Annotated in this window: 24 protein-coding genes, 1 tRNA gene and 1 riboswitch; of the genes, 13 read left to right on the top strand and 12 right to left on the bottom strand. The window is 62.4% G+C overall.

The window, feature by feature from the left end; genetic code table 11:
* The first annotated feature begins 40 nt into the window (after positions 1-40).
* Positions 41-144: riboswitch (glycine riboswitch) on the top strand.
* A 157-nt stretch (positions 145-301) separates the two neighbouring features.
* From gcvT to HME9302_RS09630, 5 genes are all read left to right on the top strand, one after another.
* A complete protein-coding gene (gene gcvT, locus HME9302_RS09650) occupies positions 302-1,516 on the top strand; it encodes a glycine cleavage system aminomethyltransferase GcvT (protein WP_115366836.1) in 1,215 nt (404 codons plus the stop codon).
* Positions 1,513-1,887, top strand: coding sequence for a glycine cleavage system protein GcvH (gcvH, locus tag HME9302_RS09645; RefSeq protein WP_115366835.1), 375 nt, complete (start codon positions 1,513-1,515; stop codon positions 1,885-1,887). The genes gcvT and gcvH overlap by 4 nt, the downstream gene beginning before the upstream one ends.
* 106 nt (positions 1,888-1,993) lie before the next feature.
* Positions 1,994-3,355: an aminomethyl-transferring glycine dehydrogenase subunit GcvPA gene (gene gcvPA / locus HME9302_RS09640; protein WP_115366834.1), complete on the top strand. Its 1,362-nt coding sequence runs from the start codon at positions 1,994-1,996 to the stop codon at positions 3,353-3,355.
* Positions 3,352-4,980: an aminomethyl-transferring glycine dehydrogenase subunit GcvPB gene (gcvPB, locus tag HME9302_RS09635; protein ID WP_115366833.1), complete on the top strand. Its 1,629-nt coding sequence runs from the start codon at positions 3,352-3,354 to the stop codon at positions 4,978-4,980. Before gcvPA ends, gcvPB begins: the two co-directional genes overlap by 4 nt.
* Before the next feature lie 22 nt (positions 4,981-5,002).
* Positions 5,003-5,752: an Nmad3 family putative nucleotide modification protein gene (locus HME9302_RS09630; protein ID WP_115366832.1), complete on the top strand. Its 750-nt coding sequence runs from the start codon at positions 5,003-5,005 to the stop codon at positions 5,750-5,752.
* 12 nt (positions 5,753-5,764) lie between these two features.
* On the opposite strand, the gene mmsB is transcribed toward HME9302_RS09630, so the two are convergent.
* From mmsB to HME9302_RS09595, 7 genes are read right to left on the bottom strand one after another with little or no spacing between them, the layout of a single operon-like run.
* Positions 5,765-6,634: a 3-hydroxyisobutyrate dehydrogenase gene (gene mmsB / locus HME9302_RS09625; protein ID WP_115366831.1), complete on the bottom strand. Its 870-nt coding sequence runs from the start codon at positions 6,632-6,634 to the stop codon at positions 5,765-5,767.
* Entirely contained in the window at positions 6,631-6,987 is a 357-nt protein-coding gene (locus HME9302_RS09620; protein WP_115367649.1) for a hypothetical protein, read from the bottom strand. Before HME9302_RS09620 ends, mmsB begins: the two co-directional genes overlap by 4 nt.
* 2 nt (positions 6,988-6,989) lie before the next feature.
* The gene (locus HME9302_RS09615) at positions 6,990-7,772 is read right to left on the bottom strand and encodes an enoyl-CoA hydratase-related protein (protein ID WP_115367648.1); all 783 of its coding nucleotides are present in this window, start codon (positions 7,770-7,772) and stop codon (positions 6,990-6,992) included.
* Positions 7,769-8,815, bottom strand: a complete 1,047-nt coding sequence (locus HME9302_RS09610) for an enoyl-CoA hydratase/isomerase family protein (RefSeq protein ID WP_115366830.1) — start codon at positions 8,813-8,815, stop codon at positions 7,769-7,771. The genes HME9302_RS09615 and HME9302_RS09610 overlap by 4 nt, the downstream gene beginning before the upstream one ends.
* A gap of 10 nt (positions 8,816-8,825) precedes the next feature.
* Positions 8,826-9,971 (bottom strand): acyl-CoA dehydrogenase family protein, encoded by a 1,146-nt coding sequence (locus HME9302_RS09605; protein WP_115366829.1) that lies wholly within the window; start codon positions 9,969-9,971, stop codon positions 8,826-8,828.
* Complete coding sequence (locus HME9302_RS09600) at positions 9,968-10,963, bottom strand: polysaccharide deacetylase family protein (RefSeq protein ID WP_230079954.1); 996 nt, start codon at positions 10,961-10,963, stop codon at positions 9,968-9,970. The genes HME9302_RS09605 and HME9302_RS09600 overlap by 4 nt, the downstream gene beginning before the upstream one ends.
* Before the next feature lie 5 nt (positions 10,964-10,968).
* On the bottom strand, positions 10,969-12,474 hold the full coding sequence (locus HME9302_RS09595; protein WP_115366827.1) for a CoA-acylating methylmalonate-semialdehyde dehydrogenase: 1,506 nt from the start codon (positions 12,472-12,474) through the stop codon (positions 10,969-10,971).
* Positions 12,475-12,700: 226 nt separating this feature from the next.
* Here HME9302_RS09595 and HME9302_RS09590 point away from each other — a divergent pair, with 226 nt between their 5' ends.
* Together HME9302_RS09590 and HME9302_RS09585 are read left to right on the top strand one after the other, a co-directional pair.
* A complete protein-coding gene (locus HME9302_RS09590; protein WP_115367647.1) occupies positions 12,701-14,380 on the top strand; it encodes an MFS transporter in 1,680 nt (559 codons plus the stop codon).
* Positions 14,381-14,435: 55 nt separating this feature from the next.
* Positions 14,436-14,509 (top strand) — tRNA-Gly (locus tag HME9302_RS09585).
* Positions 14,510-14,627: 118 nt separating this feature from the next.
* Here the strand turns inward: HME9302_RS09585 and HME9302_RS09580 are convergent.
* Positions 14,628-15,098, bottom strand: coding sequence for a D-Ala-D-Ala carboxypeptidase family metallohydrolase (locus HME9302_RS09580; protein ID WP_230079953.1), 471 nt, complete (start codon positions 15,096-15,098; stop codon positions 14,628-14,630).
* A 126-nt stretch (positions 15,099-15,224) separates the two neighbouring features.
* Between HME9302_RS09580 and HME9302_RS09575 the strand changes: the two genes are divergently transcribed.
* From HME9302_RS09575 to HME9302_RS09555, 5 genes are all read left to right on the top strand, one after another.
* Positions 15,225-16,592, top strand: coding sequence for an alkaline phosphatase PhoX (locus HME9302_RS09575; protein ID WP_115366826.1), 1,368 nt, complete (start codon positions 15,225-15,227; stop codon positions 16,590-16,592).
* A 28-nt stretch (positions 16,593-16,620) separates the two neighbouring features.
* Entirely contained in the window at positions 16,621-17,199 is a 579-nt protein-coding gene (locus HME9302_RS09570; protein ID WP_115366825.1) for a hypothetical protein, read from the top strand.
* Positions 17,200-17,310: 111 nt separating this feature from the next.
* Entirely contained in the window at positions 17,311-17,784 is a 474-nt protein-coding gene (locus HME9302_RS09565; RefSeq protein ID WP_115366824.1) for a Dps family protein, read from the top strand.
* Positions 17,785-17,856: 72 nt separating this feature from the next.
* Complete coding sequence (locus tag HME9302_RS09560) at positions 17,857-18,486, top strand: 6-phosphogluconolactonase (protein WP_115366823.1); 630 nt, start codon at positions 17,857-17,859, stop codon at positions 18,484-18,486.
* Positions 18,474-18,956 (top strand): NUDIX hydrolase, encoded by a 483-nt coding sequence (locus HME9302_RS09555; RefSeq protein WP_115366822.1) that lies wholly within the window; start codon positions 18,474-18,476, stop codon positions 18,954-18,956. Before HME9302_RS09560 ends, HME9302_RS09555 begins: the two co-directional genes overlap by 13 nt.
* 38 nt (positions 18,957-18,994) lie before the next feature.
* Here the strand turns inward: HME9302_RS09555 and dinB are convergent, their stop codons facing one another.
* Positions 18,995-20,122 carry a DNA polymerase IV gene (dinB, locus tag HME9302_RS09550; protein WP_230079952.1) on the bottom strand — a complete coding sequence of 376 codons (1,128 nt, stop codon included), beginning with the start codon at positions 20,120-20,122 and terminating at the stop codon, positions 18,995-18,997.
* Positions 20,123-20,201: 79 nt separating this feature from the next.
* Here dinB and HME9302_RS09545 point away from each other — a divergent pair, with 79 nt between their 5' ends.
* Complete coding sequence (locus HME9302_RS09545) at positions 20,202-21,428, top strand: multidrug effflux MFS transporter (protein ID WP_115366820.1); 1,227 nt, start codon at positions 20,202-20,204, stop codon at positions 21,426-21,428.
* 138 nt (positions 21,429-21,566) lie between these two features.
* Here HME9302_RS09545 and HME9302_RS09540 read toward each other — a convergent pair whose 3' ends face one another.
* From HME9302_RS09540 to HME9302_RS09530, 3 genes are all read right to left on the bottom strand, one after another.
* Complete coding sequence (locus HME9302_RS09540; protein WP_115366819.1) at positions 21,567-23,516, bottom strand: acetyl/propionyl/methylcrotonyl-CoA carboxylase subunit alpha; 1,950 nt, start codon at positions 23,514-23,516, stop codon at positions 21,567-21,569.
* A gap of 52 nt (positions 23,517-23,568) precedes the next feature.
* Positions 23,569-24,546, bottom strand: coding sequence for a phytoene/squalene synthase family protein (locus HME9302_RS09535; protein WP_181815731.1), 978 nt, complete (start codon positions 24,544-24,546; stop codon positions 23,569-23,571).
* Between the two features lie 66 nt (positions 24,547-24,612).
* Entirely contained in the window at positions 24,613-25,194 is a 582-nt protein-coding gene (locus HME9302_RS09530; RefSeq protein WP_115366817.1) for an LOG family protein, read from the bottom strand.
* Positions 25,195-25,203 lie beyond the last annotated feature (9 nt).

Genomic DNA, 25,203 nt, shown 5'->3' with positions numbered 1-25,203 from the left:
TGCAGCACTGATTATCCGTCGTCCGGGCAAGTGATTCCCGGACCCGTACGTGGGAGAGATCGCGCGGTTCCGTGACAGGAAACGCGCGGCGCCGAAGGAGCAACCGCCCCGGAAACTCTCAGGCAGCAGGACCGCGCACGGGCAGACACTCTGGAAAGCGTATCGGATGAAACCGGTACCACCGAAGGGGGAAGCGCGGCGATGTATCCGTTCGCGTCAAGCTCTCAGGTTTCCCGACAGAGGGGGCGTGCGACGCGGCAATCCTGCTGCCTCGCGCCGCCTTGCCTTACGGGATTTGACCATGACCGATACAGCCCCTGATCAGACCGATATCGACCCGGGTGATATTACCGGCGACGAACCGGAGGTCGAGACATTGCCGCTGGATGCCTGGCACCGCCGCATGGGCGGGCGCATGGTGTCGTTTGCAGGCTATGACATGCCGATCCAGTATTCCGGCGAAGCGGTCGGCCATGGCGGCGGGATCGTGGCCGAGCATGAATGGACGCGCAATTCCGCCAGCCTGTTCGATGTCAGCCATATGGGCCAGCTCGGTCTGGTGGGTCCAGACGGCGATGTGGCCGCTGCTGCCGTGGCGCTGGAAGCGCTTGTCCCGGGCAATGTGACCGCATTGAAGCCGGGCCGGATGCGCTATTCGCTGCTGCTGAACGAGGACGGCGGAATCCTCGACGATCTGATCATCACCAACACCGGCAAGAGCATCGGCATCGTCGTCAACGGCGCGGTGAAATGGGATGACATCGCGCATTTACGCGAACATCTGCCCGATGAAATCACGCTGACGCATTATGCCGAAAACGCGCTGATCGCACTTCAAGGCCCGAAGGCTGGCGAGGCTCTGGCCACGCTGGTGCCGGATGCTGCCGAGCTGACCTTCATGACTGCCGGGCAGTTCGAGTGGGCCGGCATTCCGTTATGGATCAGCCGCGCGGGCTATACCGGCGAAGACGGTTTCGAGATCGCCATTCCTGGCGAGCACACCGAAAAGCTGGCCGACGCGCTGGTGGCCGATGAACGCGTGGAACCTGCCGGGCTGGGCGCACGCGACAGCCTGCGGCTGGAAGCCGGCCTTCCGCTTTACGGCCATGACCTTACCACCGAAATCGACCCCGTTTCCGCCGATCTGACCTTCGCGTTGACCAAATCGCGGCGCGAAAGCGGTGGCTGGATGGGCCATGCCCCAAACGCCTCGCGGCTGGCAGACGGCACGCCGACGCGCCGTGTCGGGCTGGTACTGGAAGGCCGGATGTCCGCGCGCGAGGGCGCCGAAGTATTTGCCGATATAAACGGCACGGACACCCAGGTCGGTGAAGTGACCAGCGGCGGGTTTTCCCCCACGCTCGGCCATCCGATCGCGATGGCCTATGTCGCGGCGGACCACGCCGAACTCGGCACAGAATTGCAGATCGCGGTGCGAAACAAACGCCTGCCCGCCCGGATTGCCCCCATGCCCTTCGTTGCACATCGCTATTATCGCGGAAAGGATGCCAAATGAGCCGTTATTTTACCGAAGAACACGAATGGATCGACGTGGAAGGCGACAGCGCCACTGTCGGTATTACCGATTATGCGCAGGAACAGCTGGGCGATATCGTGTTCGTCGAAGTGCCCGATAGCGGCACCATGCTGGACAAGGGCGGCGATGCTGCTGTGGTGGAATCGGTGAAAGCCGCCAGCGACGTGTATTCTCCCGTCTCCGGCGAAGTGACCGAGGGTAATGACGCTCTGGAAGAAGACCCCGCGCTCGTAAACACCTCGCCCGAAGAAGAAGGTTGGTTCTTCAAGCTGACGCTGTCCGACAAGGATGAGCTGCAAGGCCTGATGAACGGCAAGGCATACGCCGCCTATGTTGACGGGCTGGACTAACCTTCCGGGTGCGATCCTCCCCTGCAAAGGCCGGGGTTTTCACTTGATATGCGACCCGACTGAACAAGGCTCCTGCTTATGCGCAGGTGCATAGAAAGCCAATACAATGCGCTACCTACCGCTGACCGATACCGATCGCGCCGCCATGCTGGAAACCATCGGCGCACCCGATATAAACGCGCTGTTTTCCGATGTTCCGCAAGAGGCGCGGCTGGATGGTCCGATCCACGACTTGCCGATGCATGCGAGCGAAATGGCGGTCGAACGCCATATGCGCACGCTGTCGAAGAAGAACCTGGCTGCTGCCGACGCGCCGTTCTTTCTGGGCGCGGGCGCCTATCGCCATCACGTCCCGGCGTCGGTCGATCACATCATCCAGCGCGGCGAGTTCCTGACGGCCTATACGCCCTACCAGCCCGAAATCGCTCAGGGCACGTTGCAAATGCTGTTCGAATTCCAGAGCCAGGTCGCCCGGCTGTATGGCTGCGCGGTGGCGAATGCATCGATGTATGATGGCTCCACCGCCTGCTGGGAAGCGATCACGATGGCGGGGCGCGTCACGAAGAAAGCGCGCGCGGTGCTGAGCTGCGGGCTGCACCCGCATTACGTCGAGGTGGCGCGGACCATGGCCAAATTCACCGGGGACGCAATCGTGTCCGCCGCACCAGACCTCGATGCAGGCTGCGCCGAAGATGCACTGATTGCGGAGATCGACGACGAGACCAGCTGCGTCGTGGTGCAATATCCCGACATTCTTGGCCGCATTCCCGACATTCGGAAAATCGCCGCCGCGCTGGAGGGTTCGAAGGCGTTGCTGATCGTGGTCAACACCGAACCTGTCGCGCTTGGCGCGCTGGAGGCTCCGGGCAATCTCGGCGCGGATATCGTCGTCGGCGAGGGACAGGCGATCGGCGTCGGCCTGCAATTCGGCGGGCCGTATCTCGGCCTGTTTGCCGTGACCAACCAGAAACTGGTCCGCCAGATGCCGGGCCGGCTATGCGGGGAAACCGTGGATGCGGACGGCAAACGCGGCTTCGTATTGACGCTGTCCACCCGCGAACAGCATATCCGGCGCGAGAAGGCGACCAGCAACATCTGCACCAATTCCGGCCTCTGTGCGCTGGCGTTCTCGGTTCACATGACCCTGCTCGGCGGGGAAGGGCTGGAACGCCTTGCGATGGAAAACCACCGCCTCGCTTGCATCGCAGCCGACCGGCTGGTTGAAATTTCTGGCGTGAGCGTGCTGAACGATGTGTTCTTCAACGAATTCACCGTGGTGCTGGACCGAGACGCGCGCGAAGTGGTCCGCGTTCTGGCTGAGAAGGGCGTGCTGGCGGGCGTGTCGCTTGGCCGGCTGTTCCCGGCGGAGGATGCGCTGGCAAACGGCCTGCTCGTGGCCGTCACCGAAACCACCAGCGAGGAGGACATCGAAACGATGGCGACCGCGCTTGAGGAGATACTGGCATGAACGCCCCCAACACATCCGGCTGGAAGCCCGAAGCGCCGGTGGACCACGCCAAGCTGGCCGATGGTCCCGCAACCGTGACCGGCAACCGCGCGCTGATGCTGGAAGAAGCGCTGATCTTCGAAATCGGCAGCAACGATACGACCGGCGTCGATCTTCCGCCAGTGGACCGTAAACGCAGCACGCGTCTGGGTGCGTTTGCCCGCGCTGAAAAGCCGGAGCTGCCCGGCCTGTCCGAGCCGCAGACGGTGCGCCATTACACCCGATTGAGCCGCCAGAATTACGCCATCGATCTTGGCCTGTTCCCGCTCGGCAGCTGCACCATGAAGCACAATCCGCGACTCAACGAGAAAGTCGCGCGGATGCCCGGCTTTGCCGATGTGCATCCCTTGCAGCCGGTTTCCACCGTGCCCGGCGCGCTCGAAGTCATCAACGAATTGTCCATGTGGCTGATCAAGCTGACCGGCATGCACGCCGTCGCCATGAGCCCGAAGGCAGGCGCGCATGGCGAACTGTGCGGCATGCTGTGCATTCGCGCCGCCCTGGAAGCGCGCGGCGATGCGCGCGAAGTGGTGCTGGTGCCCGAAAGCGCACACGGCACCAATCCCGCCACCGCTGCCTTTGCCGGGTATCGCGTGGAAAATATTCCTGCCACCGAAGATGGGCGCGTGGATCTGGAAGCGATGAAAGCACGCCTCGGCCCGGATGTGGCCGCGGTGATGATTACCAACCCTAACACCTGCGGCCTGTTCGAACGCGATATGAAGGCGATTTCCGATGCGGTCCACGCGGCGGGCGGGTTCGTCTATTGCGATGGCGCGAATTTTAACGCCATCGTTGGCCGCGTACGTCCCGGCGACCTTGGCGTAGATGCGATGCACATCAATCTGCACAAGACCTTCTCCACCCCGCATGGCGGCGGCGGACCGGGTAGCGGACCGGTTGTTCTGTCGGAGGCACTCGGCCCGTTCATGCCGCTACCCTACGCTTCGCGCACGAAGGATGGCGTGGTGCATCTGGTGGAGGAAGAAAGCGCCGACGCGTTTTCGCAGGAGCATTTCGGCGGCATCATGCAGAGCTTCGGCCGGATGACCGCATTTCACGGTCAGATGGGCATGTTCACCCGCGCGCTCACCTACATGCTCAGCCACGGTGCGGATGGCCTGCGGCAGGTGGCAGAAGATGCGGTACTGAATGCGAACTATGTGCTGCGTTCGATGGAAGACCTGCTTCACGCGCCCTATGCGGCGAGTGGGCCCTGCATGCACGAGGCGCTGTTCGGAGATCGCGATTTCGCCAAGGGCTTCTCTACGCTGGACCTCGCCAAGGCGCTGATCGACGAGGGGTATCACCCGATGACGGTGTATTTCCCGCTCGTGGTACACGGTGCGATGCTGGTCGAACCGACCGAGACGGAAAGCAAGGCGGCGCTCGACCAGTTCATCGCCGCCTTCCGCAATGTGGCCAGCCGCGCCAATGCGGGCGAGGAAGCGATGAAATCCGCGCCCTATTACGCTCCGCGCCGCAGGCTCGACGAGACGCAGGCTGCGCGCAATCCTGTGCTGGCTTATACCGGTGAGGTGGCTCCGGCAGGCAAGCCGACGATGAGCGAGCGGGGCGGACGATAATCGCAAACGGCACCCTTCGGCGGTGAAGATCGTCTTCAGCCGCAAGGGTTTCGACAGCGCATCGGGCGGCGGACCATCGCCAATCGTGGATGGCGCGCCGGTTTCGCTGCCAATCCCGGCGATGCTGCGCGATGGCGCGCCGGTTTCGCGCACGACCTATGGCGACCTTGGTTTGGGCGAAGCCGTCACAAAGGCAAGCCGGGGTAAGCTGGGTGCGAGCGACTTCGCGCATCACGATCCGATGTTTACAGGCGGCGAGTGTCTGTTCGGTCAGGTCGGCACGGCGCAGTCGCATCTTGCTAATCGCGGTGTCGGGGTGGGAGATGTGTTCCTCTTCTTCGGCTTGTTTCAGAAGGCAGGCTGCACCCCGCATCACCGGATATTCGGCTTTCTCAAGGTAGAGCAGAAAATTAGCCTGGCCGACTGCCCACCTGAAATCCTGGCCGAATTGAAGGCGCATCGCCATCCTCATGCTCTGGCGATGCACGGGACGAATGACTGCATCTATCGTGGGCCGGGCCGAATCGCGGTGAATGCCTGCGACGTGTTGCGGTTGAGCGTGCCGGACGGGCAAGGTTCACCCAGCCTCTGGAACCGCCCGGAATGGCTTAAACCGGACGGGTTAAGCTATCACGACCGCGCCGATCGCTGGTTGCATGGCAGACGCCTGCAAAGCGTGGCGCGCGGGCAGGAATTCGTGGCGGATGTCGGCCAGCGCGAAGCTCCACGCCGCTGGCTGGACGACGTGATCGCAGCGATCAACAATCCCTAAATCCAGCGCGACCTAGAACGTTTTCAGGATCGCGCTGAAATCCAGCTGCCCGTTACCTGCTCCGGCAAAATCCTCGTAGAGCGAAGCCGCCCGTGCGCCCATCGGCACCGGAGCATTCGCCGTCTCCGCTGCCTCCATCGCCAGTCGCAAATCCTTCAGCATCAGCGCGGTGGCGAAACCGCCCTTGTAGTCATTGTCCGCCGGGGATTGCGGGCCGACACCGGGCACCGGGCAATAGCTGGTCATGGACCAGTTCTGTCCGGAACTGACTGACGCGATATTGTAGAAGGTCTGCGGGTCCAGCCCGAGCTTTTCCGCCATGGCAAAGGTTTCGCACGTTCCGGTCATATGAATGGCGAGCAGCATGTTGTTGCAGATCTTCGCCGCCTGTCCATTGCCCGCGTCGCCTGCATGAATGACCGCCTTGCCCATGGCGTTCAGTACCGTTTCGGCGCGCCCGAACGCGTCGTCCGTGCCGCCCACCATAAAGGTGAGCGTTCCGCCAGCCGCGGCTGCGATGCCGCCCGAAACAGGCGCATCGACCATGGCGTATCCGGCCTTGGCTGCCTGGCTTGAAACCTCGCGCGCGGTCGCAACATCGATGGTGGAGCAATCGATCAGGATCGCGTCCTTGGGCGCATTTCCGATCACGTCCGCAGTATATGCCGACAGCACGATCTGGCCATTGGGCAACATCGATACGACAGCCTCTACCCCATCAACCGCTTCGGCAACTGAGGTGCAGGGGGTGCAACCATTTTCACGCGCCGTATCGAGTGCGTCTGCGCTGAGGTCGAAGGCGCGCACTTCGTGCCCTGCCTTCACCAGATTGGCAGCCATCCCGCCGCCCATATTGCCGAGGCCGATGAATGCAATTTTCATGGATTGGGATCTCCGGGATATTCAGGGCCGAGCAGGACGATAGCCATATCGCCGTTGTTCTTGTAAATTAGATACGGAAGATAGACGAGCAGAAAGCCGGCTCCACCAAACATGGCGAAAAAGGTAAGCACCCAGCGCGCCGTGCCCCCATTTCGATTGCGCCACGCGGTCCAGCCGGCCGACAGAATCAACATTAAGAAGAAATCGAAATTGAATTGGCCGGGCCAACCCATTTCCGCGATATCGCCAAAGAATATAGGGAGCAGGCCCAACCCGTGATTAGCGATTGTAATAGAGGTGTAGGCGGCGAGCATCGCCCATAAAACAAGGCAGAAAAATGCGAAACCGCGCATAATTACCGCCCCTTCCATACCCCGTCGCGCTTTTCGATAAACGCGGCCATGCCCTCGGCCTTGTCTTCGGTCGCGGTCAATATCTGGAACAGGCGGCGTTCGTGCAGGACGCCTTGGCTGAGTGTAGTCTCATACGCCGCATCAACCATTTCCTTGTTCACCATCGCGGCAAGCGGCGGCATTCCGGCAACGGTCTTCGCGGTCTTCAGTGCGGAGTTCATCAGCTCGTCATGCGGCACCACGCGCGCGACGAGGCCGCTGCGCTCGGCTTCGCCCGCATCCATCATGCGGCCTGTCAGGCACATTTCCATCGCTTTCGCCTTGCCGATGGCGCGGGTCAGCCGCTGGCTGCCGCCCATTCCCGGTGCCACGCCGAGCTTGATTTCCGGCTGGCCGAATCTGGCGTTTTCCGATGCCACGATAAAGTCCGCCATCATCGCTAGTTCGCATCCACCCCCAAGCGCGAAGCCGTTCACGGCCGCGATCCAGGGTTTGCGGGTCGCTTCGACAAGATGGCTCGTCCATTTGGAGAAGAAGTCCGCAGCGTAGAACTCAGCCGCCGATTTCTCGGCCATTTCCTTGATATCCGCGCCCGCTGCGAAGGCCTTGTCGCCGGAGCCGGTGAGAACCGCGCATCGCTGGCTGTCGTCAGCCTGATAGGCGGCAAACGCCTCGATCAGTTCGTCGAGGACTGCGCTGGAAAGCGCGTTCAAGGCCTTGGGCCGGTTCAGCGTGATGATGGTCACGGCGCCATCGGTCGCAGTCTGGATGGTTTCGTATGTCATAGCGGCTTCCATTCCTCATCGGCTGGCAAGGGGGCAAAAATGCTGTCGATCAGCGCATCGTCCACTTCCTGCGGCACGGGCGGGTTCCATTTGGGATCGTTCGATTTGTCCACGATCACCGCGCGCACCCCTTCGGCAAAATCGGGTCGGTTGATAACGCGGCTGGCGATGCGGTATTCCATCCGCATATTGTCGGCAAAGTCGGTCATTTTCGCGCCTTCGGCCAGCTGGCGAAGCGCGACCTTGCAGGTTTGCGGGCTTTTGGTGCCAAGTGTGTCGCGTTCCTTGTGCGACCAGTCGCTGTCCTCGGCCTCAAGGCTGGCGAGGATGGTTTCGAAGTCGTCCGAGGCGAAGTGCTTGGCGATCTTGTCCGCGTTTTCCTCGATCCGGGCCTTGGGCGGGCTGCCGACCATTTCCGACAATACGCCCGCAATCCGATCCGGCTTTTCAATGATGCGCGCCTTGGCATCGGCTGCCATTTGCGATGGCAGATAATGCGTGGCGAGTCCGGCCCAGAGGCATTCCGCACCATCCAGCCGCGCTCCGGTCAGTGCAAGGAATTGTCCGAGCCGGCCGCCGAGCCGCGACAAATGCCATCCGCCGCCAACATCGGGAAACAGGCCGATCCCGGTTTCGGGCATGGCAAGCCGGGTGTTCTCGGTCGCCACGCGGAATTTTGCTGGCAGCGCAATGCCCACTCCGCCGCCCATCGTGATGCCATCCATGAAGCAAACCACCGGTTTTTTATAAGTGAAAAGCTGGTGGTTGAGCTGGTATTCATCATGGAAGAACTTGCGGCCCGACACACCATTGTCGTTCAGCGCGGAATTGCGAAGAAAGGCGATATCGCCGCCCGCGCAAAACCCGCGCCCTTCGGCATGGTCGATAATGACAGCCTCGACGCTGTCGTCATCCGCCCAGTCAGCCAGCGCCGCGCTCATCGCGTGGCACATGTCGAGCGTGAGCGCATGGAGCGCCTTGGGCCGGTTCAGCGAGATATGTCCCACGCGGCCGTGGGTGTGAATTTTTACGTCTTGGGTCATGGGGTAGCCTTTACTGCCGCAACAAATCGCGGCCGACGATCATGCGCATCACCTGGTTGGTGCCTTCTAGGATCGAGTGCACCCGCAAGTCGCGCCAGAAGCGTTCGATGGGATAGTCCTTCAGATAGCCATAGCCGCCGAACAACTGCAGTGCGTCATTCACCACCTTCGATCCGTTGTCGGTCGCCAGCCGCTTGGCCATGGCGGAAAAGCGGGATTTGTCGGGCGCGTTGTCGGTGACTTTCGCGGCGGCGAGGTACAGCAGCGCGCGAGCGCTTTCCAGATCGGTGGCCATGTCGGCGAGCATGAACTGGGTGTTCTGGAAATCCGCCACGGGCTGGCCGAATTGCTGGCGTTCCTTGGTGTAGGAAACCGCCTCATCCAGACAGCGTTGCGCGCCGCCCAGCGAACAGGCGCCAATATTCAGCCGCCCGCCATCCAGCCCCATCATGGCGAAGCGGAACCCTTCGCCCTCGGCCCCGACGCGGTTGGCCACCGGCACGCGTGCATCTTCGAAAATGACCTGCGCGGTGGGGCTGGCGTTCCAGCCCAATTTCTTCTCCGGCGCGCCGAAGCTGACGCCGGGTGTGTCCTTGTCGATGACGAGGCAGGTGATGCCTTTCGTCTTATGATCCCCGGTGCGGACCATCGTGACATAAACATCGTTCACGCCGCCGCCCGAGATGAACTGCTTGGTGCCGTTGAGGACGTAATGGTCACCATCGAGCACCGCACTGGTGGCAAGGCCCGACGCGTCCGACCCGCTGCCCGGTTCGGTCAGGCAATAGGAGGCGATCTTGTCCATAGAAACGAGGTCAGGGAGGTAGCGGTCCTTTACGTTCTGCCCACCGAAACTGTCGATCATCCAGGCGGCCATGTTGTGGATCGAGATGAACGCGCTGGTGGTGGGGCAACCATAGGACATCGCCTCCATTATCAGCGCCGCTTCCAGCCGGCCAAGCCCGATGCCGCCCGATTCCTCCGACACATAGATTGCGCCGAAGCCCAGCTCTGCGGTGGATTTGATCACGTCGCGCGGGAAGTGCTTCTGTTCGTCCCAATCGCCCGCGAACGGGGTGATGTTGTCGGCCGTGAATTTCGCGGCCATCTCCTGAATGGCGAGCTGTTCTTCGGTAAGCTGGAATTGTCCGGTCATTGCGGGCTTTCTATGGGCGCTTGGGCCTTGATCACTTGGCGTTCAAAAATACGGCTCGCCATATCAGTGCTCATCCAGATTGGCGAGAAGGGCGGCTGGATGTCCTGTTCCCATGCCATCGACCCGATTAGCGTCCCGTAACTGTAGGGAACGTCGGGCATGGCAGTGTTGATCGGATCGGCAAAGGCCTCGTCCGCAGTAATGATTGTCCAGCCTTCGCGGCGTAGTTCCGTCACCAGATCGCCAATGAACATGGCGGCCAGATCGGTTTCATGGAGCAGCATAACATGGGCCGGCGAACGGCCCAGTGTGCGCTTTGCCAGCACGTCGTGGTAATCAATTCCGCTTAGCTGGGTTTGCAGATACAGCTTCCGCAGCGCCTTCATGTCCATGGGCTTGCCAGCTTCCGCAGCCTTGATCGTCAAAGCCTCCAGGTGCCAATCAGAGCCGTCAGCCGTGACGTAGCCATTACGCAGACCGCGCTCTGCAAGACCGGCCCGTATCGCATCGCGCTTCGCCTTGTCCCGTCCGCCTTCGTCGAGATAGGGGTGGCGAAACCAGGGTCGGTATCCGGGGCGACCTTTCAGCCATGCCTCCGCCGTGTCGATATCGGCGAGGTAAGCGGCCGCCGGGGTCTGGCGGAGATGCGAATGGCTGGCGCTGTGATTAGCGATAACGTGTCCGGCGGCAACATAAGCGGCAATCCGCTCTTCGCCGCGCAGCCCGTCGGGCTCGCTTAAATTGCCGGTCGTCACGAAGAATGCTGCCTGTTCGACGCCCGCCTGTTCCAGTGCCGAAATCAGTTTCGCCGTGCGCTCTTCAGGAGTGAAGAACGCGCCCGCCATGCGCGGCACGTCATCGAAAGTAAGCGCAATGCGCTTGGTTTCGATGATTTTGTCTGAGGCGGTGGTTATGGTGTTTGCTGACGGCGATGCGCATGCGGCCAGCGCAAACACCACAAACGCGGTGAAGATCTGCTGGGGGCGGCTCAAATTCATTACCCCATCGTTGGAATGACAAATGCGTTTTCGCCGGTGCCGTCTGCGGTGCCGTCGGGCCAGCGTTGGGTCACGGTCTTGGTCTTGGTCCAGAACCGCAAACCCTCCATGCCGTACTGGTTGTGATCGCCGAAGCCCGACCGTTTCCACCCGCCGAAGCTGTGATAGCTGACCGGCACGGGGATCGGCACGTTGATGCCGACCATGCCAACTTGCACCCGCGCGGCGAATTCGCGTGCGGCGTGGCCGTTGCGGGTGAAGATGGCGACGCCGTTGCCGTATTGGTGCTCGCTCGGCAGGCGCAGCGCGTCCTCAAATGTGTCTGCACGCACGATCTGGAGGACGGGTCCGAAGATTTCTTCCTTGTAGCTTTCCATATCGGTGGTGACGTGATCGAACAGGCTGGGGCCGATGAAGAAGCCCTTTTCATGGCCCTGCAATTCGAAGCCGCGCCCGTCCACCACCAGTTCGGCGCCTTCGTCCACGCCCTTCTGGATCCAGCCTTCCACGCGCTCTTTATGGGCGGCGTTGATCACCGGGCCGTATTGCGCGTCGGGATCGGAAGAAACGCCCAGCCGCAGCTTGTCTATCGCCGGCAGCAGCTTCTCGCGCAGCTTGTCTGCCGTGTCCTGCCCAACGGGCACCACTACCGGCAGCGCCATGCAGCGTTCGCCTGCCGAGCCATATGCCGCGCCGATAAGGTCGTTCACCGCCTGGTCCATATCGGCGTCGGGCATGATGATCCCGTGGTTCTTCGCGCCGCCCATGGCCTGCACGCGCTTGCCCGCATCGACACCGCGTTTGTAGACGTAATGCGCGATATCGGACGATCCGACGAAGCTGATGGCGGAAATGGCCGGATGGTCGAGGATGGCGTCCACCATCTCCTTGTCGCCATGCACCACCTGCAGCAGCCCCTCAGGCGCGCCTGCTTCGAGAAACAGTTCCGCCAGCCGCACCGGCACGGACGGATCGCGTTCGGATGGCTTGAGGATAAAGGCATTGCCGCACGCTGTCGCCATGGCGAACATCCACATCGGGATCATGGCAGGGAAGTTGAACGGGGTGATGCCGGCACCGATGCCAAGTGGCTGGCGCATCGAATAGACATCGATCCCCGGACCCGCGCCGTGGGTGTATTCACCTTTCAGCGCCTGCGGAATACCGGCGGCGAATTCGACCACTTCCAGCCCGCGCTGCACGTCACCACGCGCATCGTCGATCACCTTGCCATGCTCGCTCGACAGCAGCCGCGCCAGCTCGTCCATATTCTGTTCGAGCAGGTCCTTGAACTTGAACATCACGCGCGCCCTGCGCTGCGGATTGGTGGCGGCCCATTCGGGTTGTACGGCCTGCGCATTGGCAACCGCCTGATCGAGCAAAGCCTTGCCCGCCAGCTTGACCGTCGCCTGCACGTCGCCGGTGTTCGGATCGAAGATATCGCCGGTGCGCGAGCCTGCATTGCCGCCGGCACCGCCCTTGATGAAATGATCGACCGTTCGCATCGTTTTCTCTCCTGTTGCCGGGTCAATGGATGGCGGCCTGCGCGCGTTCCATGATGCCGGATCTGCTCTTTGACAGCGGTTTCGTTTGCAACCTGTATTGGAAAAGGCCCTTGCGCGGAACAGAGCGGATTGCAACCGGCGGCATGTTCGGTCACCACCGGGCGACTTACCCGGGGGAGGGCAGGCGGTGCTGGACAGAACAGGCGAAACCGGGCCACCGGACAACATTCCATCGAGCGGGACGCCGCGTCAGAGCCACGTAAAAGTCATCGCCGCCAGTTCGCTCGGCACGGTGTTCGAATGGTACGATTTCTATCTCTACGGCTTGCTGGCGGGCGTGATCTCGGTGCAATTCTTTGCCGGGGTGGACGAGACCACGGGGTTCATCTTCGCGCTGGCCGCCTTTGCGGCCGGGTTCGCCGTGCGGCCGTTCGGTGCGCTGGTGTTCGGGCGGCTGGGCGATCTGGTGGGGCGCAAATACACCTTCCTCGTTACGATGGCGATTATGGGTCTGAGCACTTTTGCCGTTGGCCTGCTGCCGTCCTACGCCAGTATCGGAGTGGCCGCGCCCGTCATTCTTGTGACGCTGCGACTATTGCAAGGGCTGGCGCTGGGCGGCGAATATGGCGGCGCGGCGACCTATGTAGCGGAACATGCGCCGCCGGGTAAGCGCGGGTTCTACACCAGCTTTATCCAGACAACAGCGACCTTCGGCCTGTTTGCAGCGCTGCTGGTGGTGATCGGTCTGAGGACTTGGTTGGGCGAGGAAGCGTTTGCGGAATGGGGCTGGCGGCTGCCGTTCCTAGGTTCGATCCTGCTGCTGGGTATATCGCTGTGGATCCGGATGCAGCTGGAGGAGAGCCCCGTCTTCGCCGAGATGAAGGCGCAAGGGACCACTTCCAAAACACCCTTGCGCGAGGCATTCGGCAAGCGCGCCAATCTAAAGATCGTGATGGTGGCGCTGCTGGGCGCGGTCGCGGGGCAGGCTGTGGTCTGGTATACGGGGCAGTTCTACGCGCTGTTTTTCCTCGAACGGGTGCTGAAGGTGGACGGGGCGACGGCAAATATCCTGATCGCCATCGCGCTGGTGATCGGGACGCCGTTTTTCGTGTTTTTCGGCTGGCTTTCCGACAGGATCGGACGCAAGAAGATCATTCTCACTGGCTGCGCGCTGGCGGCGGTGCTGTATTTCCCGCTGTTTGCCGCGCTGACACAGGCTGCCAATCCTGCGCTGGCAGAGGCGCAGGCGCGCGCGCCGGTCACGCTGGTGGCGGACCCTGCGGAATGTTCGGTGCAGTTCGATCCGATCGGCCGCAACAGCTTCGATACGACGAGCTGCGATATTGCCGGCGCGTTCATGGCGCGCACCGGCCTCGGTTACAATCGGGTGGACGGCGAAGCGGGACTGCTCGCCGCCATCCGCGTGGGTGCGGGCGAGGACGCGCGCGAGATCGTTGCGCCCGATCCGGCAGATGCACGCGATGCCGATAGCCGCGCCGTCGCCATCAACGCCTTCCGCAGCAATGCGGCGGAGGCTCTGGCGCAGGCAGGCTATCCCGAACGCGCCGATCCTGCCCGCATCGACCGGGTGGCGGTGGTGGCAATTCTGACCGTCCTCGTGCTGCTGGTGACCATGGCCTACGGACCGATCGCGGCGCTGCTGGTGGAGTTGTTCCCGGCCCGCATCCGCTATTCCGCGATGAGCCTGCCTTATCATATCGGTAATGGCTGGTTCGGCGGGTTCCTCCCCACCGTCAGCTTCGCCATCGTCGCATGGACCGGGAACATTTACTACGGATTGTGGTATCCCATCGCTATCGCCGCGCTGACGGTGGTGGTGGGCGGGTTGTTCCTGCCCGAAACGCTCGGCAGGGACGTGGATGTCAAACGCGGGGATGCCGGTTGAGGTTGTCGATTGACCGCCAACAGGCCTTCCGGCAAAGGCGCGGACCTGCCGGTTCGCGGGTGTAGCTCAATGGTAGAGCAGCAGCTTCCCAAGCTGACGACGAGGGTTCGATTCCCTTCACCCGCTCCAGCGCCGCCTTCCGCTAGCCAGGCTTCCTCGCTCTTATCAGCGATGCCGGTTCGCTGAGGGAGGGTATTTCAGTGGCCAAGGTCATTCGGAGCATTATCGACCGGGCGTCGTCAAATTTCTATGCCAGCCCCTGCAGATATGTGGTCCGTAACCGGCCCAGCCGGTACCGCTTCACTGCGCGCAGTTCCATGTTGCGATAGGGCACCCGGTAGCTGACGTGGATCCATCCGCTCTCGCCGAATTCATATATTAGCTGGTCGTAATTAAGGTTCGCCTCCATCCATTGGCAAACTTCCAGATTGCCGACGCCCGGGACGGTGAAATCGGCCGCCTCGCCTCTGGCGTGCTGGCTGGTCGGGCTACCGCCGATCGCGGTGTTTAGGCGCGGGGAGCGATAGCCGCTGGTGATCACCACCGGCCGGTCATAATGCCGCCGCACCGGTTCCAGGACCCTGCGGCACAATCTGCGAAGTGCGGCGATCTCGGCCATGCCGGGCGTGTTGTCGATACCGCGCCGCGCGGCGGCAGGGGATGCGGTCATCTCGCGCAGTGTGAAGTGCGGGGACAGGCGCATGTTTGCATGGGTCATCGGCGTACTTCCCTCGATCCGCATTTTTCGTACAGGCCAACCGGCAGGTCTCGTCAGATCGCCACCCGTCTTTAACCTGTCATGCAAATCGTCTAGCCTGCGGGGAAGCCTGTAGGACATGCCGAAATGCTTTATCAGAACCGCCGCAACTTTCTCGCCGCCACGGGCAGCGCCTTTGCCGCACTCGCCACATCGAGCTGTATCCGACCCGGCGCGGTGGCGAAATCGGGGGCCGCAGCGGGAACTGTCCGCGGGCAGCTTACCGAAGGATACGGGCCGCTGGTGAAAGACCCGGCGGGCTTGCTCGATCTGCCGGAGGGGTTTTCCTATCGCCTTTTGTCGAAGCTCGGCCAGCCCATGTCCGATGGCGGCACCGTGCCCGACCGGGCCGACGGCATGGGCTGCCTCGACCTTGGGAAAGGACGGATCGCGCTGGTTCGCAATCACGAACTGATGCCCGATCATGATGGCGGCGGACCGATTGCGTCAGGCTACGGCTCGCTGGGCGGGCAGGTAATGCCCGGCGGAACCACGACGATGGTGCTGGATGCCCGAACACTGGCGCTGGAAAGTGAATTTCGCAGTCTTGCCGGCACGATCCGCAACTGTTCCGGCGGCGTTACGCCCTGGGGTAGCTGGCTCAGCTGCGAGGAAGCGGTCATAAAACCCGGCGATGCTCGCGACCCCGGCGACCTTGCCACGACCCACGGTTGGGTGTTCGAAGTGCCCGGCGCAGCCACCGGACTGGTCGACGCGAAACCTTTGAAACATCTCGGCCGATTCAATCACGAGGCCGCCAGCGTCGATCCGGCGACCGGTATCGTGTACCTATCCGAAGATCGCGAAGACAGCCTGTTCTACCGCTTCGTACCAAGCGTTCCCGGCGACTTGACGGCACCCGGCAAACTGCAGGCGATGGCGGTCGAAGGCGTCGCAGACAGCCGCAACTGGACCGAACTTACCATGCGCGCGGGCGAACCGCGACCCGTTCGCTGGATCGATATGGACGAGGTGCACGCGCCCGACGATGATCTGCGCACGCGCGGCGCCGCGCAGGGCGCAACATTGATCGCGCGCGGCGAGGGGCTGCATATGGGCGTGGCCCGGGATCGCGGCGAAGTGTATCTATGTTCGACCAGCGGCGGTGCGAAACGGTTGGGACAAATATTCCGCCTCGCCATCGGTGGCGGACGCGGCAAGCCAGATACGTTCGAACTCTTTTTCGAATCTTCATCCCCCGATCAAATGAACTACGGCGACAATCTGACGGTTGCACCCAACGGCCATGTGATCGTGTGCGAGGATCAGTATACCGATACCGTCACCAACCATCTGATCGGCGTTACCCCTGACGGCGCGCCCTACCGCTTCGGCCTGCTTACGCAGCAAACCGAACTGGCGGGCGGATGTTTCTCGCCCGATGGCAAATGGTTCTTCGTCAACGCCTATAGCCCGACGGCAACGGTGGCGATCACCGGGCCCTGGATGGCATGACCGGCACGCAGCCCGGCCGAATTTAGTCATGGCCTCGCTGCTGTTCGCTTTCGTCGCCGTGTTGCTGTTCAGCACCGGCGCGCGCGATCAGATCATCGTTGCGCGTTTGAGCGAGACCCTGGGCAGCAAGGCGCGCCCCGCCGTTCCGCTATTGCTGATCGCCTGCATCGTATCGGCCGGGACCGCCGCGATCATGACCGCAGCCGGAGCAAGCATCGCAGCCATACTGCCATCCGCTGCCAAGACCATGCTGGTAGCGCTGGCGCTGCTGTTGGCGGCAGGTGAGCTGCTATGGCCGAACCGTATGGCAACGCCAGAAGAGCCCACGCGCTCCGTCGCCGCAATCGGCGCAGTGCTGTTTCTGCGGCAGCTGACCGATGCTGCGCGGTTCGCCATATTCGCGTTGGCAGCCGCGACTGGTGTACCATGGCTTGCCGGGTTCGGCGGTGCATTGGGAGCGATGTTGGCGCTTACTGCGGCATGGTGGATGGCGGGCGAGTGGGAAGCACTGTTACCGCTGCGCCTGATCCGCGTGGCGCTCGGCGTCGTTACGGGAGTGTTGGCTATTGTCATCGGCTTGTCCGCGCGCGGGTTGATCGGCGCGTAATTGCCTTCGATCGTGCGCGGCGATCACACAATTCGCGCAAAACTGCGAAACCCAGGGCGTTGCGGCACGTTTCCTTGTCGACACTTCCGAATTTTAAACGAGAGAGACATCATGGCCGAACGCGACACCAAAAGCGGCGACAATTCCAAAAGCGCACTGGTAGCCGAACTGAACGGGCTGCTCGCCGATCATTTCGCGCTTTATATCAAAACCAAGAACTTCCACTGGCACGTCACCGGGCCGCGCTTCCGCGACCTGCATTTGCTGTTCGACGAACAGGCGATCGAAGTCCGCGATCAGATCGACGACATCGGTGAACGCGTGCGCAAGAACGGCCGCATGACGCTGACTTCGGTCGCGTCGGTCGCACAGCACACGCAGATTGCGGACCAGGACGACACGTCCCTGAAACCCGATGCGATGGTCAAGGAATTGCGCGACGACAATGCCGCGCTGGTAAAACGTCTGAAGGGTCTGAAAGACCTGGCTGAGAAAGCCGGCGACAACGCCACCGACGGCATGCTCGACGAATGGACGGACATGGCGGAACAACGCGTGTGGTTCCTCGATTCCACGCTGAAATAGCGCAGACGAATGCACGGCGAAGGGCCGCCGCCGGGACTATCCGGCGGCGGCCCTTATGCGTTAGGGTGATGTATGACCAACATCGAAATCATCGACCACGCCGAACCCGCTGCCATTGCCGGCTGGATGGCGCAGAGCATCGGAACGGCGTTGGTTCAGGGTGGACCGGTGGCGATTACCGTGCCCGGCGGCTCCACCCCGTTCCCGATCTTCGAAGAATTGGTAATACGCGATCTGGACTTTGCCCGGCTGACCGTATGGCCGGGGGATGACCGCGTCGTGCCCGAAACTCACGCTGCGTCTAATACCGGCAAGCTGCGCGCATTGTTCGAACCGGCGGGCGCGGATGTGGCCACGTTGACCATTATGGAACAGGTGCCGCCCTTCGCCCTGACCTGGCTCGGCATGGGCACGGATGGCCATATCGCCTCGCTGTTCCCCAACACCGATCCGCGCGCCGACGACCCTGCACAAATCAAGCGCCTGACGCCCGACCCGTTGCCGCCCGAGGCACCGTTCGACCGTGTCACGTTGACCATCCCAAGCTTGCTGGCGACCGATGCACTGGTGTTCACGCTCGGTGGCTCGGCAAAGAAGCGCGCGGTGTTCGATGCTGCTGCAAAAGGCGACAACGACCTGCCCGTGGCGCGCGTGCTGGGCGCAGCGCGCAAGGCCGGATTGCCGGTCACATGCTTCGCCTGATCGAGCAGCTGGCGGAGCGGATCCTGCCCGCGCCGCTCCACCGATTCGCGCTGAATTTCGCTCACCGCACTCGCCATACCTACCGGCGCATCGCCAAACCGCAGCTGGAAGGGGTTTCGGTAATCCTGCGCGATGCGGCGGGCCACGTGCTACTGGTGCGGCACAGTTACGGCCCGCCGACATGGGCGCTGCCAGGTGGGGGGATCGAAAGCGGAGAGGCGCCCGCACATGCTGCGCGGCGGGAGCTGCGCGAGGAGCTGGGCGTGGATGTGCCGAACCTCGCAAAACTGGCCGAGCTTGCCGAAACACTGTCCGGCACGTCCCACACCGCGCACGTGTTCACCGGGCTGGCCGAGGGTGGCGTGACGCCGGATGGGCGCGAGATCGTGGAGGCGCGCTGGTTCGCGCGCGATGCGCTGCCGGATGCTCTCAGCCAGGTCGCGGCAACTCGGCTGAGACTGCTGGATTAGAGCGGCACTGTAGCGCTGCGCCGGGTCCAGATTGCAAACTAAAGCAGATCCAGCTGCGCCGCCCGTGCTGCTTTCTCCTTGCGCGTTGCCTTGACCACCCCTTCCAGCGAACTGAGCGTCAGACCCATCAAGCGGATCGGGCGGGCGAGCGGCATTTCCTCTTCCAAAAGGTCCCGCGCGATGGCTGCAAACTGGTCCTTGTCAGCCACGAGATAAGGCACCGATTTGGACCGGGTATGCAGCGTGAAGTCATTATATTTCAGCTTTAACACGACTGTGCGCCCCTTTGCGCCGTTGCGCTCGATCCGTTCCCACACGATGTCGATGATGCGCTCGCATGTTTCGCGCAATTCGTCAGGCGCGTGCTGGTCCTCATGGAAAGTCCGCTCGCCGCCGACCGATTTGCGCTGCCGCGTGGAGCGAACGGGGCGCAGGTCGATGCCGCGAGCAGCGCGGAACAGATATTCCCCGAAACTGCCGAAATTCGCGGTTAGCCAGGTGATTTCCTTGGCCGCGATATCGGCGCCTGTTGCCAGCCCCAGCCGCTTGCATTTCTCCTCCGCCTTTGGACCGATGCCGTGAAACCGCCGGACCGGTAGCGATTGCACAAAGGCCGCGCCCTGGCCGGGGCGGATCACGCATATTCCGTTGGGCTTGTTCTGGTCGCTGGCCAGCTTGGCGAGGAACTTGTTGTAGCTGACGCCGGCGCTGGAAGTGAGCTGCGTCTGTTCGAATATCTGCTTGCGGACGGCTTGCGCAATGCGCGTCGCGCTCCCGAGGGCATGAATATCATCGGTCACATCCAGGAACGCTTCGTCGAGGCTGAGCGGTTCTACCAGCGGCGTGAAATGGTTGAAAATTTCGCGGATGATACCGCTTGCCTCGCGGTAGGCTTCGAAGCGCGATTTGCAGAAGATCAGGTCCGGACACAGGCGTTTGGCCGTGACCGACGGCATCGCCGATCGCACGCCGAACTTGCGCGCCTCGTAACTGGCGGCTGCCACCACGCCGCGCCCGCTCGACCCGCCTACCGCCACCGGCTTTCCGCGCAATTCCGGATTGTCGCGCTGTTCGACGCTGGCGAAGAAGGCATCCATATCGACATGGATGATCTTGCGCAGGGCGTCTGTTTCGGGGGCAGCATCGGGGTCGGGGGATTCGCTCACGGTGGGGATATAGGGCGAAACTACGCGCGATTCGACTGCGCCGCTTTTCTTTGCTGCACAACAGGCGCAAAGGCGGCGCATGGCCACCACCGCAACCCTCGAACGCGCTCCGCTTGGCGAGCGCGAACTGATCGTATTGATGGCCATGCTGATGAGCCTGCAAGCGTTCGGGATCGACTCCATGCTGCCGGCATTGGGCGCGATTGCAGACGATCTGGGGGCGGGCGGCAACAATCGGCAGCTGGTGATCGGGGCCTATTTTCTGGGTGCTGGATTGGGCGCGGTGTTCCCTGGCGCTTTTGCCGACCGGTTCGGCCGTCGCCCGGTGCTAGCCTTCGCGCTGGTCTGCTACATCGTGCTGTCCGCGGCCTGCGCGATGGCGACGAATTTCACCATGCTCGTGGCGTTCCGGCTATTGCAGGGCTTGTGTTGTGCCAGCCTGGCAGTGGTGCCGGCGGCGATCGTGCGCGATTATGTGGGCGGGGACCGGATGGCGCGCATGATGAGCCTCATCATGATGGTGTTCCTCGTGGTGCCGATCCTGGCCCCGTTTGTGGGGCAGGTGATCCTCAATCTGGCGGGCTGGCGCGCGATATTCTGGGTGATGGCGCTGGTCGGCGGCGGTGTGGCGTTCTGGGTCTGGCTGCGTTTGCCGGAAAGTCTGACGCCGGAAAACCGGCAGGAAATCCGCGCCGCCACGATTTTGAAAAACATGGGCGCTGCCCTGAGCGTGCGCGGCGCAATCGGCTATGTCATCGGCAGCGCGCTGGTGTTCGGCAGCCTGTTCGGCTTTCTCAATTCCGCGCAGCAGCTGATCGGCGAGAGCTTCGGCGCGGGCGACAATTTTGCCTTCATCTTCGGCGGCGCGGTGCTGGGCATGGTGCTGGCGAATTTCACCAATTCGCGGATCGTCGAACGGTTCGGTGCGCGGCGGGTGAGCCATGCGGCGCTGTTCGTGTTCATCGTCGTCGCTATCGTGCAGCTGATTTCCGCCAGCCAGCCAGACCAGAGCCTGTGGCAATTCGTGCCGTTGTTAAGTGCATCAATGGCCTGTCTTGGCTTCATCGGCGCCAATTTCAGCTCCATCGCGATGCAACCGTTCCAGCATATCGCAGGCGCGGCATCTTCGGCGCAGACCAGCCTGCGGATGATAACGGGCGCGGTTCTGGGCAGCGCGATCGGCTACGCCTATGACGGCACCGCCCGTCCGCTCGCCATCGCGATGCTGAGCTGCGCGCTGCTGGCGCTGGCCGTGGTGCTGTTCAGCGAGCGGGGCAAGCTGTTCGGGCGGCGGCAGGCTGGGTGAGCGTCACAAATCCTCCTCGGCACGGGGAGGGGACCGCCGAAGGTGGTGAAGGGGCACCATCAGTGTTTAAAGTCTATTTGGTGGCAACTTGCCCCTCCACCATGCTTCGCTTGGTCCCCCTCCCCATTCTGAGGAGGATCAGTCGGCTTCCGCAGCCTCCACCACCGCCAACACCGCCTCGACCTGCACCTGCCCGCCTTCGCTGGCATTGAATTCGGTTACGACCCCTTCGAACGGAGCGGTCAGCGCATGTTCCATCTTCATCGCCTCGAGTACCATCAGCCGCTGGCCCGCCGTGACCGCATCACCCTCGGCCACATCGACCGCAATGACCTTGCCGGGCATCGGCGCAAGGATCGCGCCGTCGGCGGCGGAGGCTTGACCGGTGCCGCGTTCGTCGATCGAAACCAATTCAAACCGATGGGCTGCGCCGCCGACTAATCGACTCCAACTCGCGCCGTATCGACTGTAGTCAATTTCGTCAGCGCCAAGCAACGGTTCCGACAAAGTGACTTCGGCGGGGCCTCCATCGGCTCGGAGCCTGATGTGCCTGTTTGGATTGCTGTTGAGGCGGAACCCGAAAAGGGGACTCAGCTTGGCGCTGTCGCTAATGCGATGGTCGCGCACACCATTCGCATCAAGCAAGGGAAAACCCATTTGATCTCGAGTTTGCACCATCAGCAGATTGAGCGCGCCAACGACCAGCTCGCTCTCGGTTGGCTTAATTGGAACGGTCAGATCGTCGGATTTCCGGCCAATGAGGCCTGTATCGAGGTCGGCGTCGCGGAACTCTTCGTCGTTGATACAACGCAGCAAAAAATGAACGTTCGTCTTTACCGGCCAGATTTCGGCTCGACTTAGCATTGCGCTCAGTTGTGAAATCGCGTGATCGCGATCTCGGCCCTTAGCAACGAGTTTGGCTATCATAGGATCGTAGTGCAGTGTGATTTCGTCGCCAAGATCGACGCCGCTTTCGATCCTACCTCGGAACCCTAAATCGAATTCTGAAAGTCGACCTATACTCGGCAAAAACCCCTTCGCCGGGTCCTCCGCGTAGAGCCGCGCTTCGATGGCCCAACCGTTGATGCTCAGCTCGTCCTGCTTAAGCGGGATTGGCTCCCCGCTCGCCACGCGCAGCTGCCATTCCACCAGATCGACCCCGGTGATTTCCTCGGTTACCGGGTGTTCGACCTGCAAACGCGTGTTCATTTCCATAAAGAAGATACGGTCGGCGCATAGGCCTTCGCTGGCATCGGCGATAAATTCGATGGTGCCCGCGCCTTCGTAATCGACCGCCTTGGCGGCGCGCACGGCGGCGGCGCAGATGTCCTCGCGCGTGGCCTCGTCCATGCCGGGGGCGGGGGCTTCCTCGATCACTTTCTGGTGGCGTCGCTGGAGCGAGCAGTCGCGTTCGAACAGGTGGACGACATTGCCGTGGCTGTCGCCGAACACCTGCACCTCGATATGGCGGGGGGAGGTGATCCACTTTTCCAGCAGCACTTCGTCATTGCCGAAACTGGCCTTGGCCTCGCGTTTGCAGCTTTCCAGATCGGCTTCGAAGTCGGCGGCCTGTTCGACCTTGCGCATCCCCTTGCCGCCGCCGCCTGCGACTGCCTTGATCAGCACGGGGTAGCCGATGGCGTCCGCTTCGGCCTTAAGGCGCGCGACCGACTGGTCCTTCCCCAGATAGCCGGGAGTGACGGGCACGCCTGCTTCCATCATCAGCGTCTTGGCGGCGTCCTTCAGGCCCATGGCGCGGATGCTGGCAGGCTTGGGGCCAACCCAGATCTGCCCGGCATCGATGACGGCTTGCGCGAAGTCTGCGTTTTCGGACAGGAAACCATATCCGGGGTGGATCGCCTCCGCCCCGGTTTCCTTGGCCGCAGCGATAATCTTCGCGCCTACGAGGTAGCTTTCGTTCGCGGGCGAGGGGCCGATATGCACGGCCTCGTCCGCTTGCCGGACGTGCAGCGCCTTGGCATCGGCATCGGAATAGACCGCCACGGTGGCGATGCCCATTTCGCGGGCGGTGCGGATAATACGGCAGGCGATTTCGCCGCGATTGGCGATCAGGAGTTTGGCAATCATGCGGGCGGTTTAGCCGGGGGCGCAATGAAATGCGAGCGCCGAACCGACCCCCTCACCACCCCTTGGGCGGTTGCAGCTCGGTCCGGGTCCAGCGGGGCGGGTTTTCGGGTATCGCGGGATTGTTGGCCAGCGCCTCGCCAAATGCCGCAGTGACGTGCGCCGCCTTTTCCAGCGGGCCGATGACGGTGCGGCTGTTCCAAGCCAATTGTCCGCGATCCAGCACCCTACGCCCGATCGCGCCGTAGATGCGCGCGGCGGACAGCACCGCCCAGCGTTGCCGGAAACCCAGCTGTTTGATTCCAACGCGCGCCCAGGCCTCGTGATGTTCCATCAGCGCGATCATGCGTGGCATCAGGCTTGCGAGCACGAAGCGATTGGCGGGGATGGCGTGCTGACCGGGTTCGAAATCCTTTTCCACCAGCCAGTTCGCCGGCAGGTAACAGCGCCCCACCGCGTCATCCTCCACCACGTCGCGGCTGATATTGGCAAGCTGGAAGGCCAGGCCGAGATCGCATGCCCGGTCGAGCGTTTCAGAATCGCCTGCTGAAACACCCATCACGCGTGCCATCATTACGCCAACCGCGCCCGCGACGTGATAGCAATAGCGCATCATGTCGCCTTCGGTCTTGGGTCGCCAGTCGCCCGCGTCCAGTCGGAAGCCGGCGATCACGTCATTGGCCATTTCCATCGTGATACCGCATTCGCGCGCCACCACACCGAAGCCATCGAAGGCCGGGTCTGCGGTGGGCAGGCCGTCCATCGCCCGCTGGGTCAGCACGCGGATGGCCTGCACCTTGTCCTGCTTGTTGGCCTGTTCCCCAAGCTTGTGCCCGTGATCCTGCTCGTCCGCGATATCGTCGCATTTACGCGCCCATGCATAAAGCAGCCAGGCCCGTTCGCGCGTGTCCTTGTCGAACAGGCGCGATGCGACGTCGAAACTGACGGAGCCCTTCGCAATGCTTTCACGCGCCTTTTGCACCAGCACGGCACGGTGCCGGCCACCGCCGGACAGTTGGGGGGTTTCGCGCATCATGCGTGATGGGGAAAGCGGGCGCTGCGTACTCAAACCTCGTCCCCCGTTTCTGGCCATACCCGCTTAAAGATCGCTCGCCTCCATCGCCAGGATCGGCGTGTGCGGAACATAGGCTTCCATACGCGTAAGCAGCGCGGCAATGTCCGCATCGGCCAGCAGGATAGCCCGATGTTGCTCCCGAACGAAACCCGCTTGTGTCATTTGTTCCACGAATGCGAGCAGGTAATCGTAAAAGCCGAAAGCATTGAGCAATCCGACAGGGCTCGAATGATAGCCGAGTTGTGCCCAGCTCATCGCTTCCCATAATTCGTCCATCGTGCCCACACCGCCGGGCAGGGTGATGAAGCCGTCGGACATGTCGGTGAAGGCGCGCTTGCGTTCGTGCATACCGGCCACCACGCGTAATTCGCTGCAATCGCCATTGGCCACTTCCGCTGTCGCGAGTGCTTCGGGAATGATGCCAATCACTTCCCCTCCCGCATCCAGCGCGCCGCCTGCGACCGCACCCATCAATCCGAGTCTGCCGCCGCCGTACACTACGCCGATACCGCGCTCCGCCAGCGTGCGGCCGATATTACGCGCAAGCTGCATGTAGCGGATGTCCGCCGGCGTGGCCGAACCGCAATAGATGGCGATGCGTTTCATGAGTGTCGC

It is taken from the genome of Alteripontixanthobacter maritimus (assembly GCF_003340475.1).
In the GTDB taxonomy this organism is placed as follows: domain Bacteria; phylum Pseudomonadota; class Alphaproteobacteria; order Sphingomonadales; family Sphingomonadaceae; genus Alteripontixanthobacter; species Alteripontixanthobacter maritimus.
Note: the sequence above shows the minus strand (reverse complement) of the source record. Positions and strands in the feature narration are given on the sequence as shown.

Bases quoted from the DNA above. Each gene is read 5' to 3' on its own strand.
- HME9302_RS09615 (WP_115367648.1), bottom strand. From the start codon at position 7,772: ATGACATACGAAACCATCCAGACTGCGACCGATGGCGCCGTGACCATC.
- HME9302_RS09555 (WP_115366822.1), top strand. From the start codon at position 18,474: ATGCTTCGCCTGATCGAGCAGCTGGCGGAGCGGATCCTGCCCGCGCCG.
- HME9302_RS09575 (WP_115366826.1), top strand. From the start codon at position 15,225: ATGCTTTATCAGAACCGCCGCAACTTTCTCGCCGCCACGGGCAGCGCC.
- HME9302_RS09610 (WP_115366830.1), bottom strand. From the start codon at position 8,815: ATGACCCAAGACGTAAAAATTCACACCCACGGCCGCGTGGGACATATC.
- gcvH (WP_115366835.1), top strand. From the start codon at position 1,513: ATGAGCCGTTATTTTACCGAAGAACACGAATGGATCGACGTGGAAGGC.
- HME9302_RS09540 (WP_115366819.1), bottom strand. From the start codon at position 23,516: ATGATTGCCAAACTCCTGATCGCCAATCGCGGCGAAATCGCCTGCCGT.
- gcvPA (WP_115366834.1), top strand. From the start codon at position 1,994: ATGCGCTACCTACCGCTGACCGATACCGATCGCGCCGCCATGCTGGAA.
- HME9302_RS09580 (WP_230079953.1), bottom strand. From the start codon at position 15,098: ATGACCCATGCAAACATGCGCCTGTCCCCGCACTTCACACTGCGCGAG.
- HME9302_RS09530 (WP_115366817.1), bottom strand. From the start codon at position 25,194: ATGAAACGCATCGCCATCTATTGCGGTTCGGCCACGCCGGCGGACATC.
- mmsB (WP_115366831.1), bottom strand. From the start codon at position 6,634: ATGAAAATTGCATTCATCGGCCTCGGCAATATGGGCGGCGGGATGGCT.
- HME9302_RS09560 (WP_115366823.1), top strand. From the start codon at position 17,857: ATGACCAACATCGAAATCATCGACCACGCCGAACCCGCTGCCATTGCC.
- HME9302_RS09565 (WP_115366824.1), top strand. From the start codon at position 17,311: ATGGCCGAACGCGACACCAAAAGCGGCGACAATTCCAAAAGCGCACTG.
- gcvPB (WP_115366833.1), top strand. From the start codon at position 3,352: ATGAACGCCCCCAACACATCCGGCTGGAAGCCCGAAGCGCCGGTGGAC.
- HME9302_RS09605 (WP_115366829.1), bottom strand. From the start codon at position 9,971: ATGACCGGACAATTCCAGCTTACCGAAGAACAGCTCGCCATTCAGGAG.
- gcvT (WP_115366836.1), top strand. From the start codon at position 302: ATGACCGATACAGCCCCTGATCAGACCGATATCGACCCGGGTGATATT.
- HME9302_RS09570 (WP_115366825.1), top strand. From the start codon at position 16,621: ATGGCCTCGCTGCTGTTCGCTTTCGTCGCCGTGTTGCTGTTCAGCACC.
- HME9302_RS09620 (WP_115367649.1), bottom strand. From the start codon at position 6,987: ATGCGCGGTTTCGCATTTTTCTGCCTTGTTTTATGGGCGATGCTCGCC.
- HME9302_RS09545 (WP_115366820.1), top strand. From the start codon at position 20,202: ATGGCCACCACCGCAACCCTCGAACGCGCTCCGCTTGGCGAGCGCGAA.
- HME9302_RS09595 (WP_115366827.1), bottom strand. From the start codon at position 12,474: ATGCGAACGGTCGATCATTTCATCAAGGGCGGTGCCGGCGGCAATGCA.
- HME9302_RS09535 (WP_181815731.1), bottom strand. From the start codon at position 24,546: ATGCGCGAAACCCCCCAACTGTCCGGCGGTGGCCGGCACCGTGCCGTG.